18 protein-coding genes are annotated in these 23,348 nt (G+C 47.2%); 13 read left to right on the top strand and 5 right to left on the bottom strand.

Features of this window, described 5'->3' with window-relative positions; translation table 11 throughout:
- Positions 1-46 precede the first annotated feature (46 nt).
- Entirely contained in the window at positions 47-2,911 is a 2,865-nt protein-coding gene (gene glnE / locus N7386_RS04260) for a bifunctional [glutamate--ammonia ligase]-adenylyl-L-tyrosine phosphorylase/[glutamate--ammonia-ligase] adenylyltransferase (protein WP_279767150.1), read from the bottom strand.
- Between the two features lie 258 nt (positions 2,912-3,169).
- Here glnE and N7386_RS04255 point away from each other — a divergent pair, with 258 nt between their 5' ends.
- The 8 genes from N7386_RS04255 (at position 3,170) to N7386_RS04220 (ending at position 10,180) form a co-directional block, all read left to right on the top strand.
- The gene (locus N7386_RS04255) at positions 3,170-4,147 is read left to right on the top strand and encodes a hypothetical protein (RefSeq protein ID WP_011623853.1); all 978 of its coding nucleotides are present in this window, start codon (positions 3,170-3,172) and stop codon (positions 4,145-4,147) included.
- A gap of 15 nt (positions 4,148-4,162) precedes the next feature.
- Positions 4,163-5,062, top strand: a complete 900-nt coding sequence (locus N7386_RS04250) for a DUF350 domain-containing protein (protein WP_279767149.1) — start codon at positions 4,163-4,165, stop codon at positions 5,060-5,062.
- A gap of 4 nt (positions 5,063-5,066) precedes the next feature.
- Positions 5,067-6,800 carry a polyamine aminopropyltransferase gene (locus tag N7386_RS04245; protein ID WP_279767148.1) on the top strand — a complete coding sequence of 578 codons (1,734 nt, stop codon included), beginning with the start codon at positions 5,067-5,069 and terminating at the stop codon, positions 6,798-6,800.
- 78 nt (positions 6,801-6,878) lie between these two features.
- Positions 6,879-7,292 carry a DUF2170 family protein gene (locus N7386_RS04240; RefSeq protein WP_007645549.1) on the top strand — a complete coding sequence of 138 codons (414 nt, stop codon included), beginning with the start codon at positions 6,879-6,881 and terminating at the stop codon, positions 7,290-7,292.
- 12 nt (positions 7,293-7,304) lie between these two features.
- Positions 7,305-7,994, top strand: coding sequence for a PspA/IM30 family protein (locus N7386_RS04235; RefSeq protein ID WP_279767147.1), 690 nt, complete (start codon positions 7,305-7,307; stop codon positions 7,992-7,994).
- A 138-nt stretch (positions 7,995-8,132) separates the two neighbouring features.
- Entirely contained in the window at positions 8,133-8,786 is a 654-nt protein-coding gene (locus N7386_RS04230) for a hypothetical protein (protein ID WP_279767146.1), read from the top strand.
- A 107-nt stretch (positions 8,787-8,893) separates the two neighbouring features.
- Positions 8,894-9,223, top strand: coding sequence for a hypothetical protein (locus tag N7386_RS04225; protein ID WP_011715971.1), 330 nt, complete (start codon positions 8,894-8,896; stop codon positions 9,221-9,223).
- A 132-nt stretch (positions 9,224-9,355) separates the two neighbouring features.
- On the top strand, positions 9,356-10,180 hold the full coding sequence (locus tag N7386_RS04220) for an ion transporter (protein WP_011715970.1): 825 nt from the start codon (positions 9,356-9,358) through the stop codon (positions 10,178-10,180).
- Positions 10,181-10,233: 53 nt separating this feature from the next.
- Here N7386_RS04220 and N7386_RS04215 read toward each other — a convergent pair whose 3' ends face one another.
- Positions 10,234-11,745 carry a CYTH and CHAD domain-containing protein gene (locus N7386_RS04215; protein ID WP_279767145.1) on the bottom strand — a complete coding sequence of 504 codons (1,512 nt, stop codon included), beginning with the start codon at positions 11,743-11,745 and terminating at the stop codon, positions 10,234-10,236.
- A gap of 231 nt (positions 11,746-11,976) precedes the next feature.
- Between N7386_RS04215 and N7386_RS04210 the strand changes: the two genes are divergently transcribed.
- The 4 genes from N7386_RS04210 (at position 11,977) to putA (ending at position 18,168) form a co-directional block, all read left to right on the top strand.
- A complete protein-coding gene (locus tag N7386_RS04210) occupies positions 11,977-12,657 on the top strand; it encodes a TIGR00153 family protein (protein ID WP_011623862.1) in 681 nt (226 codons plus the stop codon).
- A 25-nt stretch (positions 12,658-12,682) separates the two neighbouring features.
- Positions 12,683-13,972: an inorganic phosphate transporter gene (locus N7386_RS04205; protein ID WP_011715968.1), complete on the top strand. Its 1,290-nt coding sequence runs from the start codon at positions 12,683-12,685 to the stop codon at positions 13,970-13,972.
- 194 nt (positions 13,973-14,166) lie between these two features.
- Positions 14,167-14,715, top strand: coding sequence for a TIGR04211 family SH3 domain-containing protein (locus N7386_RS04200; RefSeq protein ID WP_011715967.1), 549 nt, complete (start codon positions 14,167-14,169; stop codon positions 14,713-14,715).
- Positions 14,716-14,973: 258 nt separating this feature from the next.
- Complete coding sequence (putA, locus tag N7386_RS04195; RefSeq protein ID WP_181382201.1) at positions 14,974-18,168, top strand: bifunctional proline dehydrogenase/L-glutamate gamma-semialdehyde dehydrogenase PutA; 3,195 nt, start codon at positions 14,974-14,976, stop codon at positions 18,166-18,168.
- 58 nt (positions 18,169-18,226) lie between these two features.
- On the opposite strand, the gene N7386_RS04190 is transcribed toward putA, so the two are convergent.
- From N7386_RS04190 to N7386_RS04180, 3 genes are read right to left on the bottom strand one after another with little or no spacing between them, the layout of a single operon-like run.
- Positions 18,227-19,084 carry a hypothetical protein gene (locus N7386_RS04190; protein WP_249554018.1) on the bottom strand — a complete coding sequence of 286 codons (858 nt, stop codon included), beginning with the start codon at positions 19,082-19,084 and terminating at the stop codon, positions 18,227-18,229.
- Complete coding sequence (locus N7386_RS04185; RefSeq protein ID WP_279767144.1) at positions 19,084-20,682, bottom strand: hypothetical protein; 1,599 nt, start codon at positions 20,680-20,682, stop codon at positions 19,084-19,086. Before N7386_RS04185 ends, N7386_RS04190 begins: the two co-directional genes overlap by 1 nt.
- 22 nt (positions 20,683-20,704) lie before the next feature.
- Positions 20,705-22,252 carry an OmpA family protein gene (locus tag N7386_RS04180; RefSeq protein ID WP_279767143.1) on the bottom strand — a complete coding sequence of 516 codons (1,548 nt, stop codon included), beginning with the start codon at positions 22,250-22,252 and terminating at the stop codon, positions 20,705-20,707.
- Positions 22,253-22,606: 354 nt separating this feature from the next.
- Between N7386_RS04180 and N7386_RS04175 the strand changes: the two genes are divergently transcribed.
- The gene (locus tag N7386_RS04175) at positions 22,607-23,341 is read left to right on the top strand and encodes a DUF599 domain-containing protein (protein ID WP_011715964.1); all 735 of its coding nucleotides are present in this window, start codon (positions 22,607-22,609) and stop codon (positions 23,339-23,341) included.
- The last annotated feature ends 7 nt before the right edge of the window (positions 23,342-23,348 follow it).

Below are 23,348 nucleotides of genomic sequence, written 5' to 3'. Positions count from 1 at the left end.
AATGGCTCTCTAACAAGCTTAGACTAACTGCAAGGCTCACGTTGATTTACTCAAGGATTGCCTGATAAATCACAACCACTCGCTCCGCGTGGGCCGCCACATCATCAAAGGCCAACTTACCGGCTTTTTGTTGCAGGGTGAGACGATGATTTTCATCCCGTAGCCAGCAATAACTCTGGGTTAAGTGCTGCGCACTCATGAGCGGCAAAAGCTCAAGCTCGGCCAGCACACCAAAAATACGCACGTTATCAGACCAAATCGACAACTCGGGATATTCATGTGCATGGGCAAGCACTAAATATTGGGCGATAAACTCAATATCCGTGATCCCGCCGGGGCTCTGTTTCAGATCGAATTCACCATCGCTGACCTTGAGTAAATGGTCGCGCATCTTTTGGCGCATCTCACGCACGGCCTTTTTCAGCTCGTCCTTGTCCCTTGGTTGCTCAAGCACGGAGGCGCGGATCTGGCTAAATTTAGCCGCTAAACTATTATCGCCAAACACAAAACGTGAACGCACTAAGGCTTGATGCTCCCACGTCCAAGCCTCCTGCGCTTGATACTCACCAAAGCGCGCAATCTCACTCACCATTAAGCCCGATGCGCCAGACGGACGCAGGCGCATATCCACTTCATATAACTCACCCGAGGTGGTTCGGGTCGAGAATAAGTGCAGAATACGTTGAGCCAGTTTCAAATAAAAATGGCCCACTTCTATCGGTCTATCGCCATTGGTAAGACTGTTGGCCATATTTTCGGGCGCTTCGTAGAGGAAAACTAAATCCAGATCCGAACCGTAACCCAGTTCGATACCGCCTAACTTGCCATAGCCTATGACCGCAAAGCCGGTGTCGTTGCCTTCCTCAAGATAACTGGGCACACCATGGCGCACCGCCACTTGTTGCCATGCCTGCATCACCACTTGCTCGATAATGGCTTCGGCCAAGAAGGTTAAGTGATCGCTCACCTGCATCACAGGTAAAACGCCAGTCACATCGGCGGCGGCAATTTTCAGCTGTTGTGACAACTTAAACTGGCGCAGCGCCTCCATTTGCTGCTCCATATCATCTTCAGGTACTCGCAGCAGATACTGGCGCAGCTCACTCGGATAATCATCGAGCGAGGTTGTGTCGTACAGATGCGCTGGGTCGATAAGCTCATCGAGCAACATCGGGAATTTAGCAAGCTGCGCCGCAATCCAAGGACTGGCGCAGCACAGGCTCACAAGCTGTTGCCGTGCGCCGGGGTTTTCGCACAGCAACTCAAGATAGGTCGTGCGCGTCAGAATTTGCTCTAACACCTTTGAGACCGGCTCAAAGGCCGCTGAAGGGCTCGGCTGATTGAGTAACTCCTCGAGTAACCTTGGCATTAATTTATCGAGGGTCTCACGGCCACGGGGACCAATCGAGCGTTTAGTCACGGTGTCGCGCCAACTGCTGAGCAGCGGCCAGAGTTTATCGTCGTCAATCTGCTGCTCGGCGAGGAGATTGATCGCGTGATCGTCCTGCTGCACATTCCACAGCTGCGCAGTCCAATGCTCGGCTTTCTCCTCGCCTTCTTCGCCGCCCACTGTGGCTTTAAAATGACGATGAATTTTCGCCATCGCCGCCTCGATATGGGTGCGAAGATCGGTTTCGTTGGTCATATCCAGCACTGCGCAAAGTCTTGCCCAATCGAGGGGATTATTTGGTAGAGTCTGGGTTTGCTTATCATCAATCGCCTGTAACAGGTTCTCGACTCGACGCAGTAATAAGTAGCTGTGTTTTAGCTCATCGACCGCCAAGTATTCGAATTGCCCTAGGCTGTAAAGGGTGTCCATGGCCCCAAATAGGCTCTGTTGGCGCAGGGCGGGTTCACGACCGCCGCGGATCAGCTGGAAGCTTTGCACCACGAACTCCACCTCACGTATCCCGCCCGCACCGAGTTTAATATTGTCGGTTAACTGGCGGCGACGCACTTCTTGGGCAATGAGTTGTTTCATTTTGCGCAGGGATTCAATCGCCGAGAAGTCGATATAACGGCGATAAACAAAGGGGCGCAGTAAGCTGTGTAATTCGTCGGAAAAATGGTTCCAAGGTCCGAGCGAACGGGCTTTGACCATGGCATAGCGTTCCCAATCCCGCCCTTGCTCTTGGTAATAATCCTCAAGGCCACTAAAACTCACCACCAATGGACCACTCTCGCCGTAGGGACGCAGGCGCATGTCGACGCGGAACACAAACCCATCGACGGTAATTTGGTCGAGTAAATTAACTAGCCGCTGCCCCATACGGATGAAAAACTGTTGATTATCGAGACTTCGGCGCCCACCCACGGTTTCGCCATGTTCAGGGAAGGTAAAGATAAGGTCGATATCGGAGGAAAAGTTCAGCTCACGCCCACCGAGCTTGCCCATGCCCAAAATAAGCAAAGGCTGCGGGTTGCCTGCCTTATCCATAGGCGTGCCATATTGGGCACACATTTCTTTATAGAGCCAATCCCTTGCCCCAATAACTAACGCTTCGGCGAGTGCCGAGAGGTCTAACAGTGATTCTTCTAAGCTGGCGTAATCTAAAAAATCTCGCCAGGCTAAACGCACCATTTGATAGTTACGGAATCGGCGTAATTGACGTTTTGCGAGGTCTTCAGTCGTCGCACTATTTAACTGTTCGTGTAACTGGGCATCAAAGGTCTGCCGTTCCACTTGCTGCAGATCGCCCGCGAATAAAGTGTTAATCCACTCGGGTGACCGAGTTAACTGCGCTGCGATATAATCGCTTAATCCTAAAACGTTTTTCAGTTCCTGCTGCTGCGCAGGCGTTAAATTTGCCAGTCCTTCTGACCATACTTCGGCGAGGCGTGCCCAATGCCGCTCTGCGGCTTGAGTAACGAGGGGAGACAATGACTTATTACTGTCTTTTTGTACGGCCATAATAATCCCTAACAAATTTAAACGTCGACATATTATGTCATAAATGATATAGAATGAAGCCACATCAGGTTTGATGCCATTGCCATGCCTCAAGGCAAATTTCCCTCCATGGCAAATGCAAGCTCAGCCCAACAGAAAGTGGCCCCCCTCTTTCTTGGCTGTTTAGGGTACTATAACCTGTGAGGCAAACATATTGGGCAAGTAGATTATTATTGTCCGCCCATATTTGAGTTTTATTTCAGCACTTTTGGAGAAAACATGGCAGGAATGCTAATGCGGGTTCTCACGTCGATACTCATTTTGGCCGCAACCTTATCGCTTACGGGTTGTGGCGATGACAGGCCAGAGAAAATTGAGAAGTATCAACAACTCACTCAGCAGCGCCTCTCGACACTCAATACCATGCTCGAGGACGGTCAGGTACGTAACGCCAATCTGCTCAAGCAATATAGCAGTTTGCTCAAACAGCAAAAGCCCGATTTCGCGCCACTCTTGGATGAATTAGCCAAGGATTCAACCGCCGAAGGGCCAATGTATACGTCGCTGAAGCGCCGCTTAGACGATGCCAAAAACTCGGCTAACTTTACCGATCTCGACCAACAACTCGCCGAGGTTGAGAATCTCTATCAAGCGGCCGATCCCAGCCTGTATAACGACATGCTTTCCGATCCCGTCAACGTGATTGCCGATATGTCGGATGGCAAGCTTGCACGCGTTAATGCCATCAGCCGTGAAGCGGCGGCCCTTGCCAATAATGCCGAAGATTTTGGCCCTGGTAGCCAATTGGTGGGTAACCCTGCCTACGGCAGCTGGCAGACTGACTCGAGCGGCATGTCCTTCTGGGCTTGGTACGGCATGTATTCGATGTTTTCGAATATCTTCCACCGCCCCATTTATTACGACCGTTGGTCGGGTAACCGTGGCTACAGCTATTACAACGACGTAGGTCGCTATCGCTATACCTCGCCAAAACAAGCACAGGCGCAGGAAAAAACCTTCGAGCAGACCAAAAAACGTTTCGATTCTCAAGGGAAACGCTTCGACAGCCCCTATTCAAAATCGCGCACGGGTGCCACAGCTCTCTCCCGTGAGAGCAGCAGCGCGCCTAAAACCAATACCACAGCGAATAAGTCGAGCGCACAGTCGGGCAGCAAATTCCGCTCAAATTATTCTAAAGACAGCAGTTTCCGTAATTCCAGCAACCGCACGACCCGCAGTGTGCGCCGAGGCAAGTAAACTAAAGGATCTCCCATGACATTATTTCAGGATTTCGGTATCACACCAGAGCTAGTCACCATACTGGCAATTGACCTCTCGATTGCGGTTATCTTATTGACATTAATGCGTTATTTGCAGGGTTGGAGCGTTAGAGTCAACAGCAGTAAAGAGCTGGCTGAACGCGATAACTTTGCCTTTGGGATCAGCACCGCCGGCGCCGTTGCCGCGCTCGGCATAGTGCTGACCGGTGCTATTACTGGCGCAGCTGCACCCTCTTATTTAACCGAAGCTATCGGCATGAGCGCCTACGGGTTATTTGGTTTAGTGCTGATTAAACTCGGACGTTTTTTACACGACAAAATCGCGCTAAATGAGTTAGATAAAAATCAGCAAATCCTTAAAGGCAACGTATCAGTCGCCATTGTGGATGCGAGCGCCGCCATCGCTACCGCGATCATTATTCGCGCCGTACTGCTATGGGCCGAGGATTTAACACTCGACACCTTTATTGCTATCTTCAGCGCCTTTGCGATTTCTCAGTTGATGCTAGTGCTACTCACCCGCCTACGCGAAAAACGCTTCGCGAGTCGTAATCAAGACTCTTCCATGCAGCAAGCTCTCGCCCAAGGCCACACTGCGTTAGCCATTCGCCACGCAGGCTTTATGATCGCCATGGCGCTAAGCTTTAATGCCGCGAGTCATTTTATCCTGTTCAACCCAACCGCCTATGTGACTAACATCATCGGCTGGTTAGTGTTCTCTATCATCATGTTGGTGGTACTGACACTGCTGCTGTTTGTGATCAAAAAGCTAGTGCTGGCACGAATCGATTTAGCGGATGAGGTAGAGAGACAGCACAACATTGGTATCGCTGCCGTGGAAATGGCCATCAGTATTGCTATCGCACTTATTCTCACGGCCCTAATGGCGTAATCCAATGCACGAATCCCAAATAACTGGCTCGGCGACTCAAGCGGTAAAAACGAGTTGCCTAAGCTGGTTCGATGATGTCCTACTATTGGGCATTATGGCCGTACTCGCTGGGTGCGGCCTGATCTACGAATACCTGTTGTCCCACTACGCAGGCCGGATCTTAGGCGCGTTAGAAGCCGCCATTTACACTATGATCGGCCTGATGATCGTCTCCATGGGTCTTGGCGCCTTTGCCGCTCGCAAAATTAAAGATGCCTTTACCGGCTTTGTAGTGCTCGAACTCACGGTCGCGCTCTGTGGCTCGCTGGCGATTTTAATTACCGCTGCCGTAATAGGTTTTGGTCAACAGCTGCCAATGCTTATCGCCTCCACCTTAGGCTTACCACCAGATCAACTGCCCGAAGGTGGCATGATTGGCTCGCTGCAGAAGCTAAGCGAACATCTGCCCTATGTCTGGGGCGTTTTGCTCGGCTTGATGATCGGAATGGAAATTCCACTGATCGCGAGGGTGAGACAATCCCTGTCAGATGAACACTTACTGCATAATGCCGGTACCATTTATGGCGCCGACTATATTGGTGCAGGCATTGGCGCGGCCATTTGGGTCGGCTTTATGCTGGCCATCGATATTCAACTCGCCGCCGCGCTGACCGCCAGCTTTAACTTGCTCGCGGGCTTTGTGTTTATCTGGCGTTTTTGGCCCAAAATCCAAAGAGCAAAATTATTGCTCGCGGGGCATTTTGTGGTCACGGGTGTATTATTATTGCTCGCCATTCAGGGGCCGAGTTGGGAGCAACAGTTCAACAATCTGCTCTATAAAGACAAAGTGGTTTACGCCAAGGCCACGCGTTTTCAACAACTCACCTTTACCGAGCGCTTACGTGGCAATGGCCTCTCTCCCATATATTCCTTGTATATCAATGGCCGATTACAGTTTTCGAGTATCGATGAACATATCTACCATGCGTTTTTAGTTCACCCAACGCTTGCGGCCAGCGCTCGCCACAACAAAATATTAATCATTGGTGGTGGTGATGGACTGGGCCTAAAGCAAGTGCTGCGTTGGGAGCCTGAGCAAGTGACCTTGCTCGATCTTGATGCTGCATTGGTGCAACTCTTTAAAACGCCCGATACGGATATGCCTAAGCGCCTAAGCCAAGCCCTGTTAGCCCTTAATGGCAATGCCTTTAACGATCCTCGCGTTAAGGTGATTAACGACGATGCCTTTAATGGAGTCGATAAATTGATTGCCGCAGGAGATAAATACGACGCCATTATTGTGGACTTGCCCGATCCTAGCCATCCCGATTTAAATAAGCTCTATTCGGATTATTTCTATCGCAAGCTCAAGGAACTAATGAGCAATGATGGCGCTCTGACTGTACAGTCAACCTCACCCTATCACGCGCAAAAGGCCTTTATCTCGGTAGCCAAAACCTTGGCCTTAGCGGGGTTTGACGTAAAACAGTATCACCATAACGTCCCAAGCTTTGGAGAATGGGGCTGGAGTATTGCCACCCTATCTGGAAAGGATGCCCAGCATCGCCTTGGCGAGCTGACCACACTACCGATAGCGGATGACTGGTTAACCTTAGGTTTAGTCAAAGGTGCCTTTGAATTTCCTGCCAATTTTTATCAGGACGCCGCCAGTATTAAGCCTAACGAACTCGGTTCGTTACAGTTGTACCATTATCATCAACAGGCATGGTCCGAAACCCAAGGACTGGATCTTTTTTAACGGATAAAGATAGTGCTTGACATATTATGTCTCGGTGCTATCTTTGAACACAGACATAATATGTCAATAAGGACAAATATGAATATCCATACTCTTGCTAATCACCTCAACAGCCTTGGCAATAACAGCCAGACCGGCTTCCAATTCGATTGTTATCCAATTGATGGTGAAGTCGAAGTGTTGCAAGTGAATGTGGTCGGCCGTGAAGAAATCCCGGTATTCGTATCGGTGACGGACAACCAAATTCTCTGCATCAGCTACCTGTGGGGCGAGAACGAAGTAAACCAAGAACGTCGCAGCGAAATGTTTGAAACCATGCTCGAATTAAACATTCCAATGCCATTGTCAGCCTTTGCCAAAATCGATGACAAATACGTGGTTTACGGCGCACTGTCTCTGCAATCTAGCATGCTCGAAATAGAGCAAGAGTTAGCAGTCTTATCCGATAACTGCTTAGAAGTTATCGATGAAATGGTCGACTATCTGAAATAAGGAGCCACAATCATGGGCATTCTGAACAAAATTTTAACAGCGTTTCGCGGTGGTGCCACCGAAGTTGGCCAAAGCATCGTAGACGCAAACTCGACTCGAATTTTCGAACAAGAAATCCGTGATGCCGAGAAACACTTAACCAACGCTAAGCGCGAACTGACCGATGTGATGGCGAAAGAAATGCAAGCCAGCCGTGAAGTTGACCGCTTAAAGCGCTCAATTGCCGAACACGAAGGCTATGCAACGCAAGCTTTAGATAAAGGCAACGAAGCCTTAGCCATTGAAGTGGCAGAAAAAATTGCTCAATTAGAGCAAGAGCTGGCTGAGCAACAAAGCGCCAATGATAGCTTTAGCGCTCACGCACTGCGCCTGAAAGATTTAGTGAAGAAGACCGAGCGTCAACTGTCTGATTATCAACGTCAGTTAAGCATGGTTAAAACCACTGAAAGCGTACAAAAGGCGACGGCGACCATTACCGACTCTTTTGCCTCAAGCAACTCTAAGCTGCTGAATGCTAAAGATTCATTAGAGCGTATCAAGGCGCGTCAACAACAGTTTGACGACAGATTGAAAGCCGCTGAAACCTTAGCCGAAGAAGGCAGCGATAAATCATTGCAGGCCAAATTAGCCGAAGCTGGCATAGGTGAGCAAAAATCGAATGCCAACGCCGTGCTCGAACGTATCAAGGCACGTAAAAGCTAATTCATGATTGACCAAACGCCGAGCACCGATGGGACCATCACCCCCTATTGTGCTCGGCTTTTTTGTTTTAGACACGCGAATATGTCCAATCACCCATAGCGTGAGCTTTGGCATTCTGCGCACTGTTTAGGAGCGAATATGGGATTTTTCAACAGTATTTTTGGTAAAAAGGCGCCACCAGCGCGTGAACTCAATCATCCCTCTGCGCTCAAGATCGGCGATATGATCTCCATCGACAATAGTTTTGCTCTGCCGCCACAATTGCGCGGTCAACAACTGAAAGTCGAAGCGGTGAATACCTATGAGTTTGAACGCAATCAGCAAACCGAGTGGGTACTTAAAGGTCATGGTAGCGAGACGCTATTTTTGAGTATTGAAGAAGACGATGAAACTTACCTCGCCTTCTCTATGAAAATTACCCGCGCGCAGGTGGAACAGTTATTCGATTTAGAGCAATTCAGTACCCTGTTCGATGAACCTGGCCACGCCGAACTCACCACCCAAGAGCTATCGCCACAGTTAGCCGAGCAGCTCGAACAATGGCTGGGTAAGCAATACCATCAAGTGACCTTTGCGCTGTTTGGCTATTTTCACCGCGAAGACTACCGCGGCCTAAAACCGCCGCAGGATGCCGATGGTGCAACTGGCGAGCCCTTCGAATATTATTTACTGCTCGATGATGACGAAAGCCGTGCGGTAGAAGTCGAAGTGTATGAGGGTGGCGATACCGATGTGGTACTGACCTTATACCGCCCCTTGTCGGACATTCGCGACTACTGGCCCGGTCAGTAAGCTTTAGCATACGATAAAGTGCGCGACTCGCACTTTATCGCTTAAGCCATTACAATCCCAATTAAATTCGCTCGAAATGTACGGTTGATAGCAACAGGTAACGCCTAATGAGTAAAACGAAACATCCTCTCCCAGAGCAATGGCAAAAGAACCAGCAAGCCGCAAAAGCGACGCAAGTGGCCTTCGATCTCGATGAAAAGTTTCAATATTCTATTCGTAAAGCCGCGCTCGATGCGGGTGTCAGCCCTTCCGATCAGATCCGTACCATTTTGGGCTTAAGTGTTTCAAAACGTCCGACGCGTCCCCGCTTAACCGTCTCACTCAACGCCGAAGATTATGTACAACTCGCGGAGAAATACGGTCTTAGCGCCGATTCTCAGCTTGAGATTAAACGCCGCGTGCTCGAAGACCTAGTACGCTTTGTTGCCGAAGATTAATCGCTGTTACGCCCTAAGCATTTAAGCGCCCGACAAACCTAAGTCGGGCGATTTATCACAAAGTTAATTTACTCATAGCGTAAACTCTTTTACCTTAGACATTCGCCTTAAAACACAGGGATCATGTTAGGCATGACAGATAAAACCCCTTGGTCGCTCCGCTCTTTGGGTAATCCATCTCCCTTCGAATTCGCCATGATGCTGTTGTCGCTGCTCTCGGTCATCATAGTGTTAGTGATGACCTTTGGCCGCCTCGACAAAGAAACCTACCGATTACTGTTTTTTATCGATACCACGATTTGCATGATTTTTATGGTTAACTTTTTCGTTGGCCTGTTTCGCGCACGCGATAAAGTTTTTTATCTGCGCCACCATTGGATCGATTTTATCGCCAGTATTCCCGCCATCGAGGCGCTGCGCATCGCGAGGGTATTCCAAATTTTGCGGGTAATTCGTTTAATCCGCATGAGTCGCTCCTACCTTATTCCCTTGATAAAGCAGCGTAAACAAGCCACCCTCGCCAGTTTACTAGTCGCTATGGTGACCATTTTAACCTTCGCTTCTATCATCATTCTGATTGTCGAAAGTGGTACCGAAGGTGCCAATATCCAAACCGCTGAGCAGGCCATTTGGTGGGCCTTAGTGACGATTTCGACCGTGGGTTATGGCGATTTTTATCCCGTCAGCACCGCAGGGCATATTGTGGGCGGTATAGTGATAGTCAGTGGCGTGAGCTTTTTCGGGGTGATTTCGGGTTATATGGCCTCGGTATTTGTCGCCCCCGATGAAAGCGAGCGCCAAGAACGTCAAGACGCCCATAAGGCAGAGATTAAAAGCGAACTCGAAATGGCGCTTGCCAGAATGGAAGAAAACCAGCGGCAGATGGAGCAGAATCAGGCACAGATGCTGGCCAAAATTGCCGAGTTAAAACAAGCATTAGAAGCCCAAAAGAATTAGGAAGGCATGGCCTTCCTAAACTTTATTCAATGTGGTGACGACCAATCGGCTGTTTACCAATAGGTCGTTTGCGTCATCGCGTTTTGTCTCGACGCCTCCATCGCAAAGAGTAAGCTTTGCTGCTTAGCCTCAAGCCAGTCGCTTAAGTCGATGCCAAGGGTTTGCCCCGCCTGCGTTAATTGCTGATAACAGGCCAAGGTTCTAATCCCTAACACTAAATCCTGCCAAGGTGCCCTGAAGGCATCGCGGGATTTTGCCTCATACAAAAGCCCATAGGCTTGCCCGACTTGAATACTCTCATCGAGTAACGCCGCGCACTGCAAATAATCCTCGGCTGTCATGGTCTTATCGCTTGGCATCGCAGCCAAAACCGCCTGCCATGAGGCTTCCTGCGCATGATCAGCATGCTGGGATAATCCAAGCTCTGCGGGCAGCTCTATTTTACCCGCGCTGAGCGCCAATAGGATCTCGACAATCGCTAACTGCAATTGACCGTATTCAACACTTTGCCAGAGTGAGTCTAACCGCCCAGAGATATCCATGGCCTCAAATTGCAGCTGTAGTTGTTGCATCAAGGCTTGACGGGCATCGTGCCGAGTGAATAAGCCTTTTTGACTGCCCAGCAAGGCCGCTAGGGCCTGTGCCTCCTCAATAAACACCAGCTGGGATTCAATCAGAGTAAAGTGCTGCATCAAAGTAGTGTTAGCGAGGCTAAACTGGCTCAGCGTCATCCGTAATAAACGGATACAGGCGCGCATCCGCCACCACAGGGCAATGACGGCTTCGTTATCTTGTTCTTCGGCAATCATGGCTTCGAGCAACTGCCAACGTTCGAGCGCAGTTTCCAGTAATACTTGGCAGGTAGCCGTTAAATCCTGTTGATGGGGCTGATGAAGATTGAGATCCTCAGGCACGGGCAGTGGTAAAAACTCCAGTGCACTTAAGGTTAACGGTTTAGATTGCCCCGCGAGTCGATAGCCGCGCTGCGCCTTACTGGCTTTACCTAAACGAACAGGAACGCTATCGGCCACTTGCGTCGCCAAGGTTAATAAGGCACTGGCATCCCCCGACAATAGCTCAAATTCGAGTTCGCAGAGGGCTTCATGCTGACCATTGGCGGTAATATCCCCCGTGTCCAAGGCTACCTCGATAAGGCTATCTCCGAGACTCACATGCCAAGCGCAGCGATAAAAATCAGTATGAAATACGCAGCCCAGCGCCGCTTGCACTGAGGCTAAATCGGCATTGGCGGGCCAGATATTGGCGGGAAAGAGGCTTAAATTTGGGCTATCGGCTTCAATGGTGACGTTATATTCGGGACGAGAATGGATCCCGCCCACCACTTGCCCCGCCGTCTTAATGGTTTGCTCTTTGTGACCATCAAACCCACGCACCCTTAACCCCATGTCCCATTGGCGTAATTGTAATCCGGGTGTATCAAAGTAACCGTTGCTTAAGCGGCGCTTTCCCTGCGGAGTGGCGTTTGGCAGGCTATCTAACTTATTTATCAAGGATTCTTGAAGCTTAGGGAGGAAAAACAGTTTTAATTCTATCTCTGCATTCATTGCGGCACCGCTCATTTTGTCATCAAAGATTCATTGATGCGTCACTTTTAGTTCATAATGTCACAAATGTGTCATAAAAATCCCGTAGGATTTGGTTTTGAAGTTGGTATATAACCCGTTAGAATAAAGCTGTGATTTTTTCTCAAAAAACACAGTTTCAATACGCGGACGCATAGGGTAACATGCGCCCGCTTTTTCCAATCATGGAACAATCTAAATAGGTAAACGGCAATGCCAGTAAACTCTATTTTGGGCGTGTTTGCAAAATCGCCAATCAAGCCTCTTCAAGAGCACATGGACAAAGTCTACGATTGCGCATCGTTACTGGTCCCCTTTTTCGAAGCCACCATCACAGGTAACTGGGATGGCGCAGTTCAACTACGCAAGCAAATCAGTTTAGCGGAAAAGCAAGGTGACTCACTCAAGCGTGAAATTCGCCTCACTCTGCCAAGCGGTTTGTTTATGCCAGTTGAGCGTACAGATCTATTGGAACTACTGACTCAACAAGACAAAATCGCTAACAAAGCAAAAGATATCTCTGGTCGTGTTATCGGCCGTCAATTATTAATCCCTCAGGTCATGCAAGTGCCCTTTATTGCGTATCTACAACGTTGTATCGACGCAGTAGGTCTTGCAAAACAAGTCATTAACGAACTCGAAGATTTGCTCGAAGCAGGTTTCCGCGGTCGTGAAGTCGACTTAGTGGCTAAAATGATCAACGAACTCGATATCATCGAAGAAGATACTGACGATCTGCAAATTCAACTACGTCGTCAACTATTTGCATTGGAATCAGAATTGAATCCTGTCGATGTGATGTTCCTCTATAAAACGATTGAATGGGTCGGCGGTCTTGCAGATCTTGCCGAACGAGTCGGTTCGCGTCTTGAGCTTATGCTGGCTCGCGTTTAATAAATAAGGTTATCAAGGTATCAATATGGTTGATGCAGGTATGGAGGTGGCTAACGTCTTAGCCACTAATGGGCCGTGGCTTATTGCCATTGCGGCCGCGTTTGGTTTTCTAATGGCGTGGGGTATTGGTGCGAACGACGTGGCCAATGCAATGGGAACCTCTGTGGGTTCCAACGCTATTACTATTAAACAAGCGATTATTATCGCAATGATCTTCGAATTTGCTGGTGCTTACTTAGCCGGCGGCGAAGTAACCAGTACGATCCGTAACGGTATTATTGATTCAAGCTACTTTACCCAAACCCCTGAATTGCTGGTATACGGCATGATTGGCTCGCTGTTAGCCGCAGGGATTTGGTTAGTTGTCGCATCAGCCTTAGGCTGGCCAGTATCGACCACTCACTCAATCGTGGGCGCGATTATCGGTTTCGCGGCTGTGGGTGTTGGCACTGATTCAGTCGCTTGGGAAAAAGTAGGTGGTATCGTTGGCTCTTGGGTCATCACCCCTGCAATCTCTGGCTTTATGGCTTTCATTCTGTTCCAAAGCACGCAAAAACTGATTTTCAACACAGATAACCCACTCGCTAACGCGAAACGCTATGTGCCTTTCTACATGGCATTTGCGGGCTTTATCATGTCGTTAGTCACCATCCTTAAGGGTCTATCACACGTTGGTATTCACTTAAAAGGTGCCGAAGCATACTTGTTAGCCGGTGTGATTGCACTGATCGTGGGTATCGTGGGTAAAGTGGTAATTTCTCGTTTAAAAATGGATGAGAAAGCCACCCACAAAACCATGTACGCTAACGTTGAAAAAGTGTTTGCTATCCTGATGGTGCTCACCGCCTGTTGTATGGCGTTTGCCCACGGTTCAAACGACGTAGCTAACGCGATTGGCCCATTAGCCGCGGTTGTCTCTGTGGTAAACAGTGGTGGTCAAATTGCCTCTAAGTCTGCGTTGGTTTGGTGGATCCTGCCTTTAGGTGCCGTTGGTATCGTGATGGGTCTGGCAATCTTCGGTAAGCGCGTGATGCAAACCATTGGTAAAAACATCACTCACTTAACGCCAAGTCGTGGTTTTGCTGCCGAATTAGCCGCAGCATCAACCGTAGTTATTGCTTCTGGTACTGGTTTACCTATCTCTACTACACAAACCTTAGTCGGTGCGGTATTAGGTGTGGGTATGGCTCGTGGTATTGCTGCAATCAATATCGGTGTAGTGCGTAATATCGTTGTGTCTTGGGTGGTAACCTTACCTGCGGGTGCAGGTCTGTCGATCATCTTCTTCTTTATGATTAAAGGTATCTTTAACTAAGAAGCCCAAGGTGACTATGGCAAGCTTGCCGTAGAAACGCACAAACACACAGGAATCGCTAGCATGGATGCGGCAAAGTTGAGGGAAGTCTATGACTTCCCTCTTGCATTGCAGGCCTCAAATCCCTAGCATGTGGTCACTATTTCGTTGATGAGAATACAAAAGTGTTAAGAATGCTGACTCTGGTGGGAATGATGTTACTCTCCCCCAACCTGCTGGCCGAAGGCCAACCCCGTTATATCTCGGACAACGTGTTTCTTTATATTCTCAATGGTCCGAGTACAGACTATCGTATCTTAGGCTCGATTGAAGCGGGACAACCTATTACCTTATTGGGCGAAACCCAAGGCGATTACTCCAAAATTGTCGACCACAAGGGACGCGAAGGTTGGGTACCAACTAACATGATTAGTTCTACCACCAGTTTTCGCGAGCAAGTATCGTCACTCACCAGTGAACTGGCTGAAGCCAAAGCTAAACTGGACGAAGTGATGAGCTCAACCGATAACCATGCCGATGAAGTGGCCGAACTTAAAGCCAAGCTGACCGAAGCCGAAGCTATGCTTAACAAAACCACTCAAGAGCGTGACAGTTTAAAAGTGGCCGTGGATCGCAGCGCTCAGGAAGCACAATTTGCCCTATGGCGTGAAGGTGGTTTGATAGCCGCAGCCGGTTTAGTGGTGGGAGTGATTTTGGTGTATCTGCCAAGACCGCAGCGCCGCAATAAAAAGCGTTGGATGTAAATTTTTACGCGAATCTGCTGAAAGTAAAATCAAAAGCCAGTGTTTTCAAACACTGGCTTTTTTGTCAATTGAGCGTTACATCTGGCGCGTAACAAGCTAATCAAACAATCTTCACATTCTTTCACGCTATAGTGTTGTCCGTCACATTTTGGTTGTATAATCTGCGCGCGCAAAGCTTCATATTGTATACAAAATATCAAATGCGTTTCGCGCCCCCCATTTTTGTTTCAACAATAGAGCCGAAAACAACTGGCCAAGATGGAAGCGATTACTATGTTCAAAGCGAGTGAAGTGCTGGCAGGCCGCTACGATTCTGCCAATCTCGACGAACTGTTCAAAGCCGTCACCGACAACTACATTGTCGATGAAGAACAATACTTGTCAGAGCTAATCAAACTAGTGCCCTCCAGTGATGAAGCCATCGAGCGCGTCACTCGTCGTGCCCACGAACTGGTCAACAAAGTTCGTCAATTCGATAAGAAAGGTTTAATGGTTGGCATCGACGCCTTCTTGCAGCAATACAGCTTAGAAACACAGGAAGGGATTATCCTGATGTGTTTAGCCGAAGCCCTGCTGCGTATTCCCGATGCGGCCACCGCCGACGCCTTGATTGAAGATAAACTCTCAGGCGCGAAATGGGATGAACACTTAAGCAAGAGCGATTCGGTACTGGTTAACGCCTCCACTTGGGGCCTAATGCTCACTGGCAAAATCGTCAAACTCGATAAAAAAATCGATGGTACGCCAAGCAACCTGTTAAGCCGTTTAGTGAATCGTTTAGGTGAGCCTGTGATCCGCCAAGCCATGATGGCGGCGATGAAGATCATGGGTAAGCAGTTCGTTCTCGGCCGCACCATGAAAGAAGCGCTCAAGAACAGCGAAGACAAGCGTAAATTAGGTTACACCCATTCCTACGATATGCTGGGTGAAGCCGCGCTGACGCGTAAAGATGCCGAAAAATACTTTAACGATTATGCCAATGCGATTACCGAGTTAGGCGCGCAAAGCTATAACGAAAACGAATCACCACGCCCAACGATTTCTATCAAGCTGTCGGCACTGCACCCACGTTACGAAGTCGCTAACGAAGACCGTGTACTGACCGAGCTGTATGACACAGTTATTCGCTTAATTAAGTTAGCCCGTGGCTTAAATATCGGTATTTCTATCGACGCTGAAGAAGTTGACCGCCTCGAGCTTTCACTCAAACTGTTCCAAAAACTGTTTAATTCTGACGCCACTAAGGGTTGGGGCTTACTCGGTATCGTGGTGCAAGCTTACTCTAAGCGCGCCCTGCCAGTACTGGTATGGTTAACCCGCCTAGCGAAAGAGCAAGGCGATGAAATTCCGGTTCGCTTAGTGAAAGGCGCCTACTGGGACAGCGAGCTGAAATGGGCACAACAAGCTGGTGAAGCCGCATACCCACTCTACACCCGCAAAGCAGGTACCGACGTATCTTACTTAGCCTGTGCGCGTTACCTGTTATCTGACGCCACCCGCGGCGCGATTTACCCACAATTTGCCAGCCACAACGCGCAAACCGTGGCGGCGATTTCTGATATGGCTGGCGATCGTAACCACGAATTCCAACGCCTACACGGTATGGGACAAGAGCTGTACGACACTATTCTGTCGGAAGCTGGCGCGAAAGCGGTACGTATCTACGCCCCTATCGGTGCCCATAAAGATCTACTGCCCTACTTAGTGCGTCGCCTACTGGAAAACGGTGCGAACACCTCGTTCGTACACAAGCTGGTCGACCCGAAAACCCCTATCGAGTCTTTAGTGGTTCACCCACTGAAAACCCTGACAGGCTACAAAACCCTGGCTAACAACAAAATCGTTTTACCTACCGACATCTTCGGTAGCGATCGCAAAAATTCCAAGGGACTCAATATGAACATCATTTCAGAAGCAGAGCCATTCTTCGCGGCCTTAGACAAATTCAAATCGACGCAGTGGCAAGCGGGCCCTCTGGTTAATGGTCAAACCTTAACTGGCGAGCACAAAACCGTGGTGAGCCCATTCGATACCACTCAAACTGTGGGTCAAGTGGCCTTTGCTGACAAAGCGGCTATCGAACAAGCTGTCGCCTCTGCCGATGCGGCCTTTGCAACTTGGACTCGTACTCCAGTTGAAGTGCGCGCCTCTGCCCTGCAAAAGCTGGCGGATCTATTAGAAGAAAACCGCGAAGAACTGATTGCTCTGTGTACCCGTGAAGCGGGCAAGAGCATTCAAGACGGTATCGACGAAGTGCGTGAAGCCGTAGACTTCTGCCGCTATTACGCGGTGCAAGCTAAGAAGCTGATGTCAAAACCTGAGCTGCTCCCTGGCCCAACGGGTGAATTAAACGAACTCTTCCTCCAAGGTCGCGGTGTGTTCGTGTGTATCAGCCCATGGAACTTCCCATTGGCTATCTTCTTAGGCCAAGTATCGGCAGCCCTAGCAGCAGGTAACACTGTTGTGGCTAAACCTGCAGAGCAAACCTCTATCATTGGTTACCGCGCAGTGCAGTTAGCACACCAAGCGGGTATTCCAACGGACGTGCTGCAATATCTACCCGGCACTGGCGCTACCGTAGGTAACGCACTGACGGCTGATGAGCGCATCGGCGGCGTATGCTTTACCGGTTCAACTGGCACAGCCAAACTCATCAACCGCACTCTGGCAAACCGTGAAGGCGCAATCATTCCATTAATCGCCGAAACTGGTGGTCAAAACGCTATGGTGGTTGACTCTACTTCTCAGCCAGAACAAGTGGTTAACGATGTAGTGTCTTCATCCTTCACCAGTGCGGGTCAACGCTGCTCAGCTTTACGTGTACTCTTCCTACAGGAAGATATTGCAGACCGCGTTATCGATGTACTCCAAGGTGCGATGGATGAGTTAGTGATTGGCAATCCAAGTTCAGTGAAAACTGACGTAGGCCCAGTTATCGATGCGACTGCGAAGGCGAACCTTGACGCCCATATCGACCACATCAAGCAAGTGGGTAAGTTAATCAAGCAAATGTCTCTGCCAGCGGGTACCGAGAATGGTCACTTTGTGTCACCAACCGCCGTTGAAATTGATTCAATCAAAGTGCTTGAAAAAGAACACTTTGGTCCAATCCTGCACGTGATCCGTTACAAGGCATCTGAACTTGCCCATGTGATCGATGAAATCAACAGCACAGGTTTTGGCTTAACTTTAGGTATCCACAGCCGTAACGAAGGTCATGCCCTCGAAGTGGCGGATAAAGTGAACGTAGGTAACGTGTACATCAACCGCAACCAAATCGGCGCAGTCGTTGGCGTACAGCCTTTCGGCGGCCAAGGTCTGTCGGGCACAGGTCCAAAAGCGGGTGGTCCACACTACTTAACTCGCTTCGTGACTGAAAAGACTCGCACTAATAACATCACCGCTATCGGTGGTAACGCGACCCTGTTGTCACTGGGTGATAGCGACGCCTAAGTCCTAACGACTTATTGATAAACGAAAGCCAGACTCAGTCTGGCTTTTTTATTGCTTATTACATATCACTGACTAAAACAGGTTGGCCAAACTCCTTTAAATGAGCATTAGATGCCTCGAAGTATTGTTGCCAAAACTGTTTCAGCGGGATCATGACCTGACTACCTCTAAATCCTTTTGACGTAGCAGGAACCCAACCAGCCCCTAATACGTAAACATCAGCTTGCTTAAAATCGCTTAACGTTTCCGTTTTTTGGACTCTCTGCATTTCTTGTTCTGGTATTATGACTTTCACTGCACTCTTACTGTAAAAACTCGTGATATCTGAATTTTCAACCATATCAGAAACCAACAGAAGTACCCGCCGCTCGCCTTGGTTTGCTGCTATTTGCGGTGCAATAACTTGGGATAAATTGGTGAGTATTTCTGTTTTAGGTACATCAGAATCATTGGGTTTAAAAGCATGCTTTATATGAGCATCTACTTTAGCCCTAACAAACTGAGCCTGTTTAACCATACAACTATCAAAGGTCATCAAGCTCTTTTTAGAAACATCATCCCTTTGTTCTATATCAGTGTCTAATCTTCCACTAAATAAAACATCAGTATAAAAATCTTTTACATAGGCACTGAAGCTAATGATGGTGATTTTATCACCAGGCTGCAAAAAGCGATGCACTTTTTCATGCACCAACTTTTTAATATTTATATCTGGTGAAAACGTACCATCAATAGCAACAAATAAATGTCGACCAGAAACAACCTTAGCTGTTGATGGCTCGATTTTCGCAAAATCGTAACAACTTATAATATCATTTCTTTCACCCGCAATAACAGGCAAGCACCCTGATACTATGGCAATCGTACCAAACAAGCCACGAAGTACATACTTAGAGAGTTTTGTTATTCGAGGCATCAGCTTAATTCTCCAAGCAGTTCTTTTCGTAAGCGCTCTCGCATTTGTTCTTCAGTTTCAGCCACCTTTTTTTGCTGAGCGATTTCAGCCAGTAACTCCTGTCGAATACGTTGTTCTACCTGCTCAGGAGTCTCTATTTTCGCGGCTTTTTTAGCATTAATCTCTGCAAGAATTTCGGCTTGTAATCTTGCCTCCATTGACTCTGGTGTTTCTAGATTAGCCACTTTGTTAGCTGTAACAACTGTTGGACGAATTGTTTCTTGCGGGTTATGGATTCCTTGATGTTCACGTAAACGTGCGGATTGTGTATATTTATTCTCAGCATTACCTAAGTCATCCATATAATTAAGAAATGAACGACGTCCGCACCCCTCAAGCATCTCTAACACCTTTGGATCTTGACAATTTACTTCGGCTTTTTGGTTCATTCGTTGTTGCAAATTAGTTAGGCGTTTCTGCGCTACACGTGCAACCTGCTGCTTTAAACGAGAATAATGAGTTTTAAACTCACGTTCACTCTTAAAGTTACCAATTTCTTTACGAGCATCTTTCGAATGCTTGCCTGCAAAACCTGTTTTAAAGCCAATTAAAATTCCAAAAATTTGCAGAAGAATAAATAAGAATGCTAAAAATATAAATGTCCCCCAGCCTCCTTTTTGCTCACGCTCCCAAACATCATCACCAGCTTTATCAACTGCATTTTTTGCTTCTTGAACCAATATAGCGGGAGGAGCTTCAGCATAAGGGTCTTGCTCTTGAAAAACTACACCAGACTGTTTGATATTCACTTCATCTATATGCATTTTTTCTAAAACTTGACCACGTACATAAGTCGCTAATACTGCTATCACTATAATCGCAATCACGGTGATTGTTGTAATCAAATAGCGTGGTTTTACTTCTGCATTAGTTGAAATTCGACTGATGAGTTGTTTGTACTGAGGTTCATCATCATCTTCAAAGGTTTTATCTAAATTAATTCGGGTATTGGGAGCTAGTTCAGATGTAGTTTTATCTCGATTTTTCGCATTTTTCCACCATACTTTAGCTTTTATTATTAACGAATTAGCGTGTAATTCATGCCCAGTAAAATGCGTTAAACCAACAAGTAAAACTGAAATAATAAAAGCTATACCAATAGCACCTTGCTGTTGTAGCTTTTCAGAAGCCCCTGGAATAGTAAAACCAGAAAGAACATAACTAAACCCCATTGCTTCAACGAAGACTAAAGCAGCAATCAGTATCCAACCCAATATATGGAGATTATTACGTCCATTTTCAGTCACTTTACCTAAGTAATCCTGACTCTTACTAAAAAGCTCTTCATCTTTATTGACTTTTTCATAGTGAGCAGCAAAATCGGCACATAATGCGACCTCACTATTAAGCCACTCTTTATCATGATTTTTAACCTGAGTTTCATAATCTTTAGCTAAGCGACTTTCCTTACCGATTAACGGAAATGCATACCAAGTATTAAGCCACCAAAAACTTACTTGCTCCCACCAAACCGTAATAATCACGATTAACGCCATCATAGAAAGTAGCAACACGACAAGTGTACGATACTCGTTCAACAGCATTGATATAAAATCCATTTTCTACTCCTAAGCGTATTTTTTATAATAATTTAGGTTCAAAACCTGCTTCATATATGGTCTTATTTTTTTCATAATATAACTTACCTGTGATTGCTGTAGTAGACCTGTCAATCGGCATTACCACATCCATACAACGCACAGGAGACTCTTTATCTGTAGTAAAAATCCGGTATAGCAACCCTCTATCTCCATAGTAAGTCTCAACATGGCTTGATAACTGATAACTAGGTAATTCTTTGCTCGCTCCCTTATAGTTTTTCCAAATATTTACTGTTGGAGCAGAAACTGCCGTGCCGCTATCTTTAATGACAGCAACAGGGGCTAAACCAATATAATGACCATTTACTTTATTAACCCAAACAGTGCCGTTCATTCCTGGTAGATAATCAGCAGTATTGTAATCTTGACGATTATACCTTTCTCCAGTGGCTAAGCTCTTTACTTCACCATCCACTCTTGGTCCTTCAACAGCACAGTTGAGACTCGATATTTCTGATGCGTATGCATTACTAAATAATGCAAAACCACTCTCTTTTTTTACCCCGACCAATTGAACAAAATTGGTTGAAGGATCTGTCATTTTCTCACCACCAAAATCAACTAAAGCCTTTTGCTGATGTGATGGTTTAACTAATTTCCCTATCTCAGATTGGGTCATCATTATCTGTGAGTTGTCTTCGCTTACAACTACTGGAGATTTAGGAGAGGTTTCACTCGGTTTAACCGTAGCAACCTTATCCTGAGAACGACGTGATAAATAACTAAGGTTGGTTTTCTGTTTATTAGAATAAGCCAACAACTGATCTGGCTTACCATCAATCTCCACAATTTCTACTCGGCGATTTTTAGCCTTACCCTCTTCTAATGTATTGGCCGCGACAGGTTGCGATTCCCCCGCACCTTGGAAAAATAATCTTTCTGTTGGGATACCCGCCTGATGAAAAAGGGTAGCAACATAACGAGCCCTCGCCTCACTTAGCGCCTGATTTAATGATTCACTCCCACTTGAATCAGTGTGACCAGTAATCAGGATATTCTGCTGAGAATCTTTATAAATTGCTGCCAGTTTTTGCAATTTTTGCCTTGCTTTGGTTGTCGCCTCAGCAGAGCCAGAGTTAAACATCATTTCATCTGTACTAGAAATAGTTGCAGCCATACCCACAACTTGATAATCAGCATATTTTTCCTGTTCCTCCTTAGACATAGTTGTGTTGTTAGCACTAATCAATAGATTTTTTTGTTGATTATCAGCATTAACTGATGTGCTGATTGAAGTAAATTGAATATCAAGATTTTCAGTTTTAGCTAATGCTTCCAGTGCTTCACGTTTCTTTTGAAAATCGTAACCAACTGTGCACCCAATTGCAGCCCCTGCGGCTGCACCATAAGCCATCCCCTTCTTACCACCTAAGTAGTTACCAATTAATGCACCTAAACCAGTACCAATCGCACAACCAATGACTGTTTCTTTATTATTTTCGACTGATTGTGTAACAGCACAACTACTAAGTAACAATGCAAAAGCGACTGCAACTGCGATAGGCTTGAAATTAGATGTCATAGTCATCCCTAACTCTTTAAAAGATAAAATTTAAGTTGATATGTAAGAATTAACCTAGAAATTAGAAGGAATTGCTATTTGAATGTCAACCTAAAGTTTGCACAAATGAGAACAACGTGTTGTAAGAAAATTGCAAATGAGAGATTTGTAACGCCGTAGGTTAAGCTCTTTAGAGCTAAAGGTCATGATGATGACTAACACGCACACATAACTATAATTGTGAACAGGTAATCATTATTTTAAAAAATATCTTCAGAATTTATCTCTAAGTTGCCTTCAGTATTTCTCTCCACGCATAATCTATAATCTGTTCCTAAACAGGCTGTAATTTAACTTGTTCAACAACGAACTAAGGCAACTATGACATTCTCGCTACTAGATATTTCTGCATTGACGTGGTTTATCGTTTCTTGGGCTGGCTATACCGCCTTTGCCCGACGTAAGGCGAAGGATACCGACTGTATTGCCCGTGGCCTGCATAAACATCGAATTTACTGGATGCTCGAGCTGATGACTCGAGGTGTGCGCGTCGGTGATGCGGCGTTATTAGCTAACCTTGAGCGTAATATTGCCTTTTTTGCCTCGACTACGCTGTTCGTACTCGCGGGGGTATTAACCTTATTTGCACAGGTTGAACGGCTCGAAGCCGTGATCGCCACTATTCCCTATGCCACACCGCCGAACCACTCCTTAGTTCAAGTTAAGCTGGCGCTATTAGTAGTAATCTTCGTGATGGCATTTTTCCAATTTACCTGGTCGATGCGCCAATATGGCTTTGTGAACGTGATGATAGGCGCAGGCCCAATGGATAGCGAAGGCGCAAACGACAACCTCAAAGCCTACGCGCGGCAAATGGCAACGGTGCAAGACCAAGCCGCCCATTCCTATAACTATGGCCTGCGGGCGTACTACTTTTCGATGGCCGTGCTCTGCTGGTTTGTGCACCCGATACTGTTTATTTTGGCCAGCCTGTTTGTGGTGGTCACCCTCTATCGCCGCGAATTTAAATCCCGCGCCGTAATGGCCATTACCGCCGCCAAGGCACATTTGGGCAGCGAATATCAGGCGCGAGAAGCCCAGCGCCAAGCCAAGTAGTCGCCAG

Origin of the sequence: Shewanella sp. GD04112, from assembly GCF_029835735.1 — a bacterium.
In the GTDB taxonomy this organism is placed as follows: Bacteria; Pseudomonadota; Gammaproteobacteria; order Enterobacterales; family Shewanellaceae; genus Shewanella.
This window is presented reverse-complemented; position numbering and strand designations above follow the sequence as displayed.

What these genes read in the sequence shown, in the direction of transcription:
- N7386_RS04255 (WP_011623853.1), top strand. Translation starts at nt 3,170, where the DNA reads ATGGCAGGAATGCTAATGCGGGTTCTCACGTCGATACTCATTTTGGCC.
- N7386_RS04210 (WP_011623862.1), top strand. Translation starts at nt 11,977, where the DNA reads ATGCCAGTAAACTCTATTTTGGGCGTGTTTGCAAAATCGCCAATCAAG.
- N7386_RS04220 (WP_011715970.1), top strand. Translation starts at nt 9,356, where the DNA reads ATGACAGATAAAACCCCTTGGTCGCTCCGCTCTTTGGGTAATCCATCT.
- N7386_RS04240 (WP_007645549.1), top strand. Translation starts at nt 6,879, where the DNA reads ATGAATATCCATACTCTTGCTAATCACCTCAACAGCCTTGGCAATAAC.
- N7386_RS04230 (WP_279767146.1), top strand. Translation starts at nt 8,133, where the DNA reads ATGGGATTTTTCAACAGTATTTTTGGTAAAAAGGCGCCACCAGCGCGT.
- N7386_RS04200 (WP_011715967.1), top strand. Translation starts at nt 14,167, where the DNA reads ATGTTACTCTCCCCCAACCTGCTGGCCGAAGGCCAACCCCGTTATATC.
- N7386_RS04175 (WP_011715964.1), top strand. Translation starts at nt 22,607, where the DNA reads ATGACATTCTCGCTACTAGATATTTCTGCATTGACGTGGTTTATCGTT.
- N7386_RS04225 (WP_011715971.1), top strand. Translation starts at nt 8,894, where the DNA reads ATGAGTAAAACGAAACATCCTCTCCCAGAGCAATGGCAAAAGAACCAG.
- glnE (WP_279767150.1), bottom strand. Translation starts at nt 2,911, where the DNA reads ATGGCCGTACAAAAAGACAGTAATAAGTCATTGTCTCCCCTCGTTACT.
- putA (WP_181382201.1), top strand. Translation starts at nt 14,974, where the DNA reads ATGGAAGCGATTACTATGTTCAAAGCGAGTGAAGTGCTGGCAGGCCGC.
- N7386_RS04190 (WP_249554018.1), bottom strand. Translation starts at nt 19,084, where the DNA reads ATGCCTCGAATAACAAAACTCTCTAAGTATGTACTTCGTGGCTTGTTT.
- N7386_RS04235 (WP_279767147.1), top strand. Translation starts at nt 7,305, where the DNA reads ATGGGCATTCTGAACAAAATTTTAACAGCGTTTCGCGGTGGTGCCACC.
- N7386_RS04250 (WP_279767149.1), top strand. Translation starts at nt 4,163, where the DNA reads ATGACATTATTTCAGGATTTCGGTATCACACCAGAGCTAGTCACCATA.
- N7386_RS04245 (WP_279767148.1), top strand. Translation starts at nt 5,067, where the DNA reads ATGCACGAATCCCAAATAACTGGCTCGGCGACTCAAGCGGTAAAAACG.
- N7386_RS04185 (WP_279767144.1), bottom strand. Translation starts at nt 20,682, where the DNA reads ATGGATTTTATATCAATGCTGTTGAACGAGTATCGTACACTTGTCGTG.
- N7386_RS04180 (WP_279767143.1), bottom strand. Translation starts at nt 22,252, where the DNA reads ATGACTATGACATCTAATTTCAAGCCTATCGCAGTTGCAGTCGCTTTT.
- N7386_RS04205 (WP_011715968.1), top strand. Translation starts at nt 12,683, where the DNA reads ATGGTTGATGCAGGTATGGAGGTGGCTAACGTCTTAGCCACTAATGGG.
- N7386_RS04215 (WP_279767145.1), bottom strand. Translation starts at nt 11,745, where the DNA reads ATGAATGCAGAGATAGAATTAAAACTGTTTTTCCTCCCTAAGCTTCAA.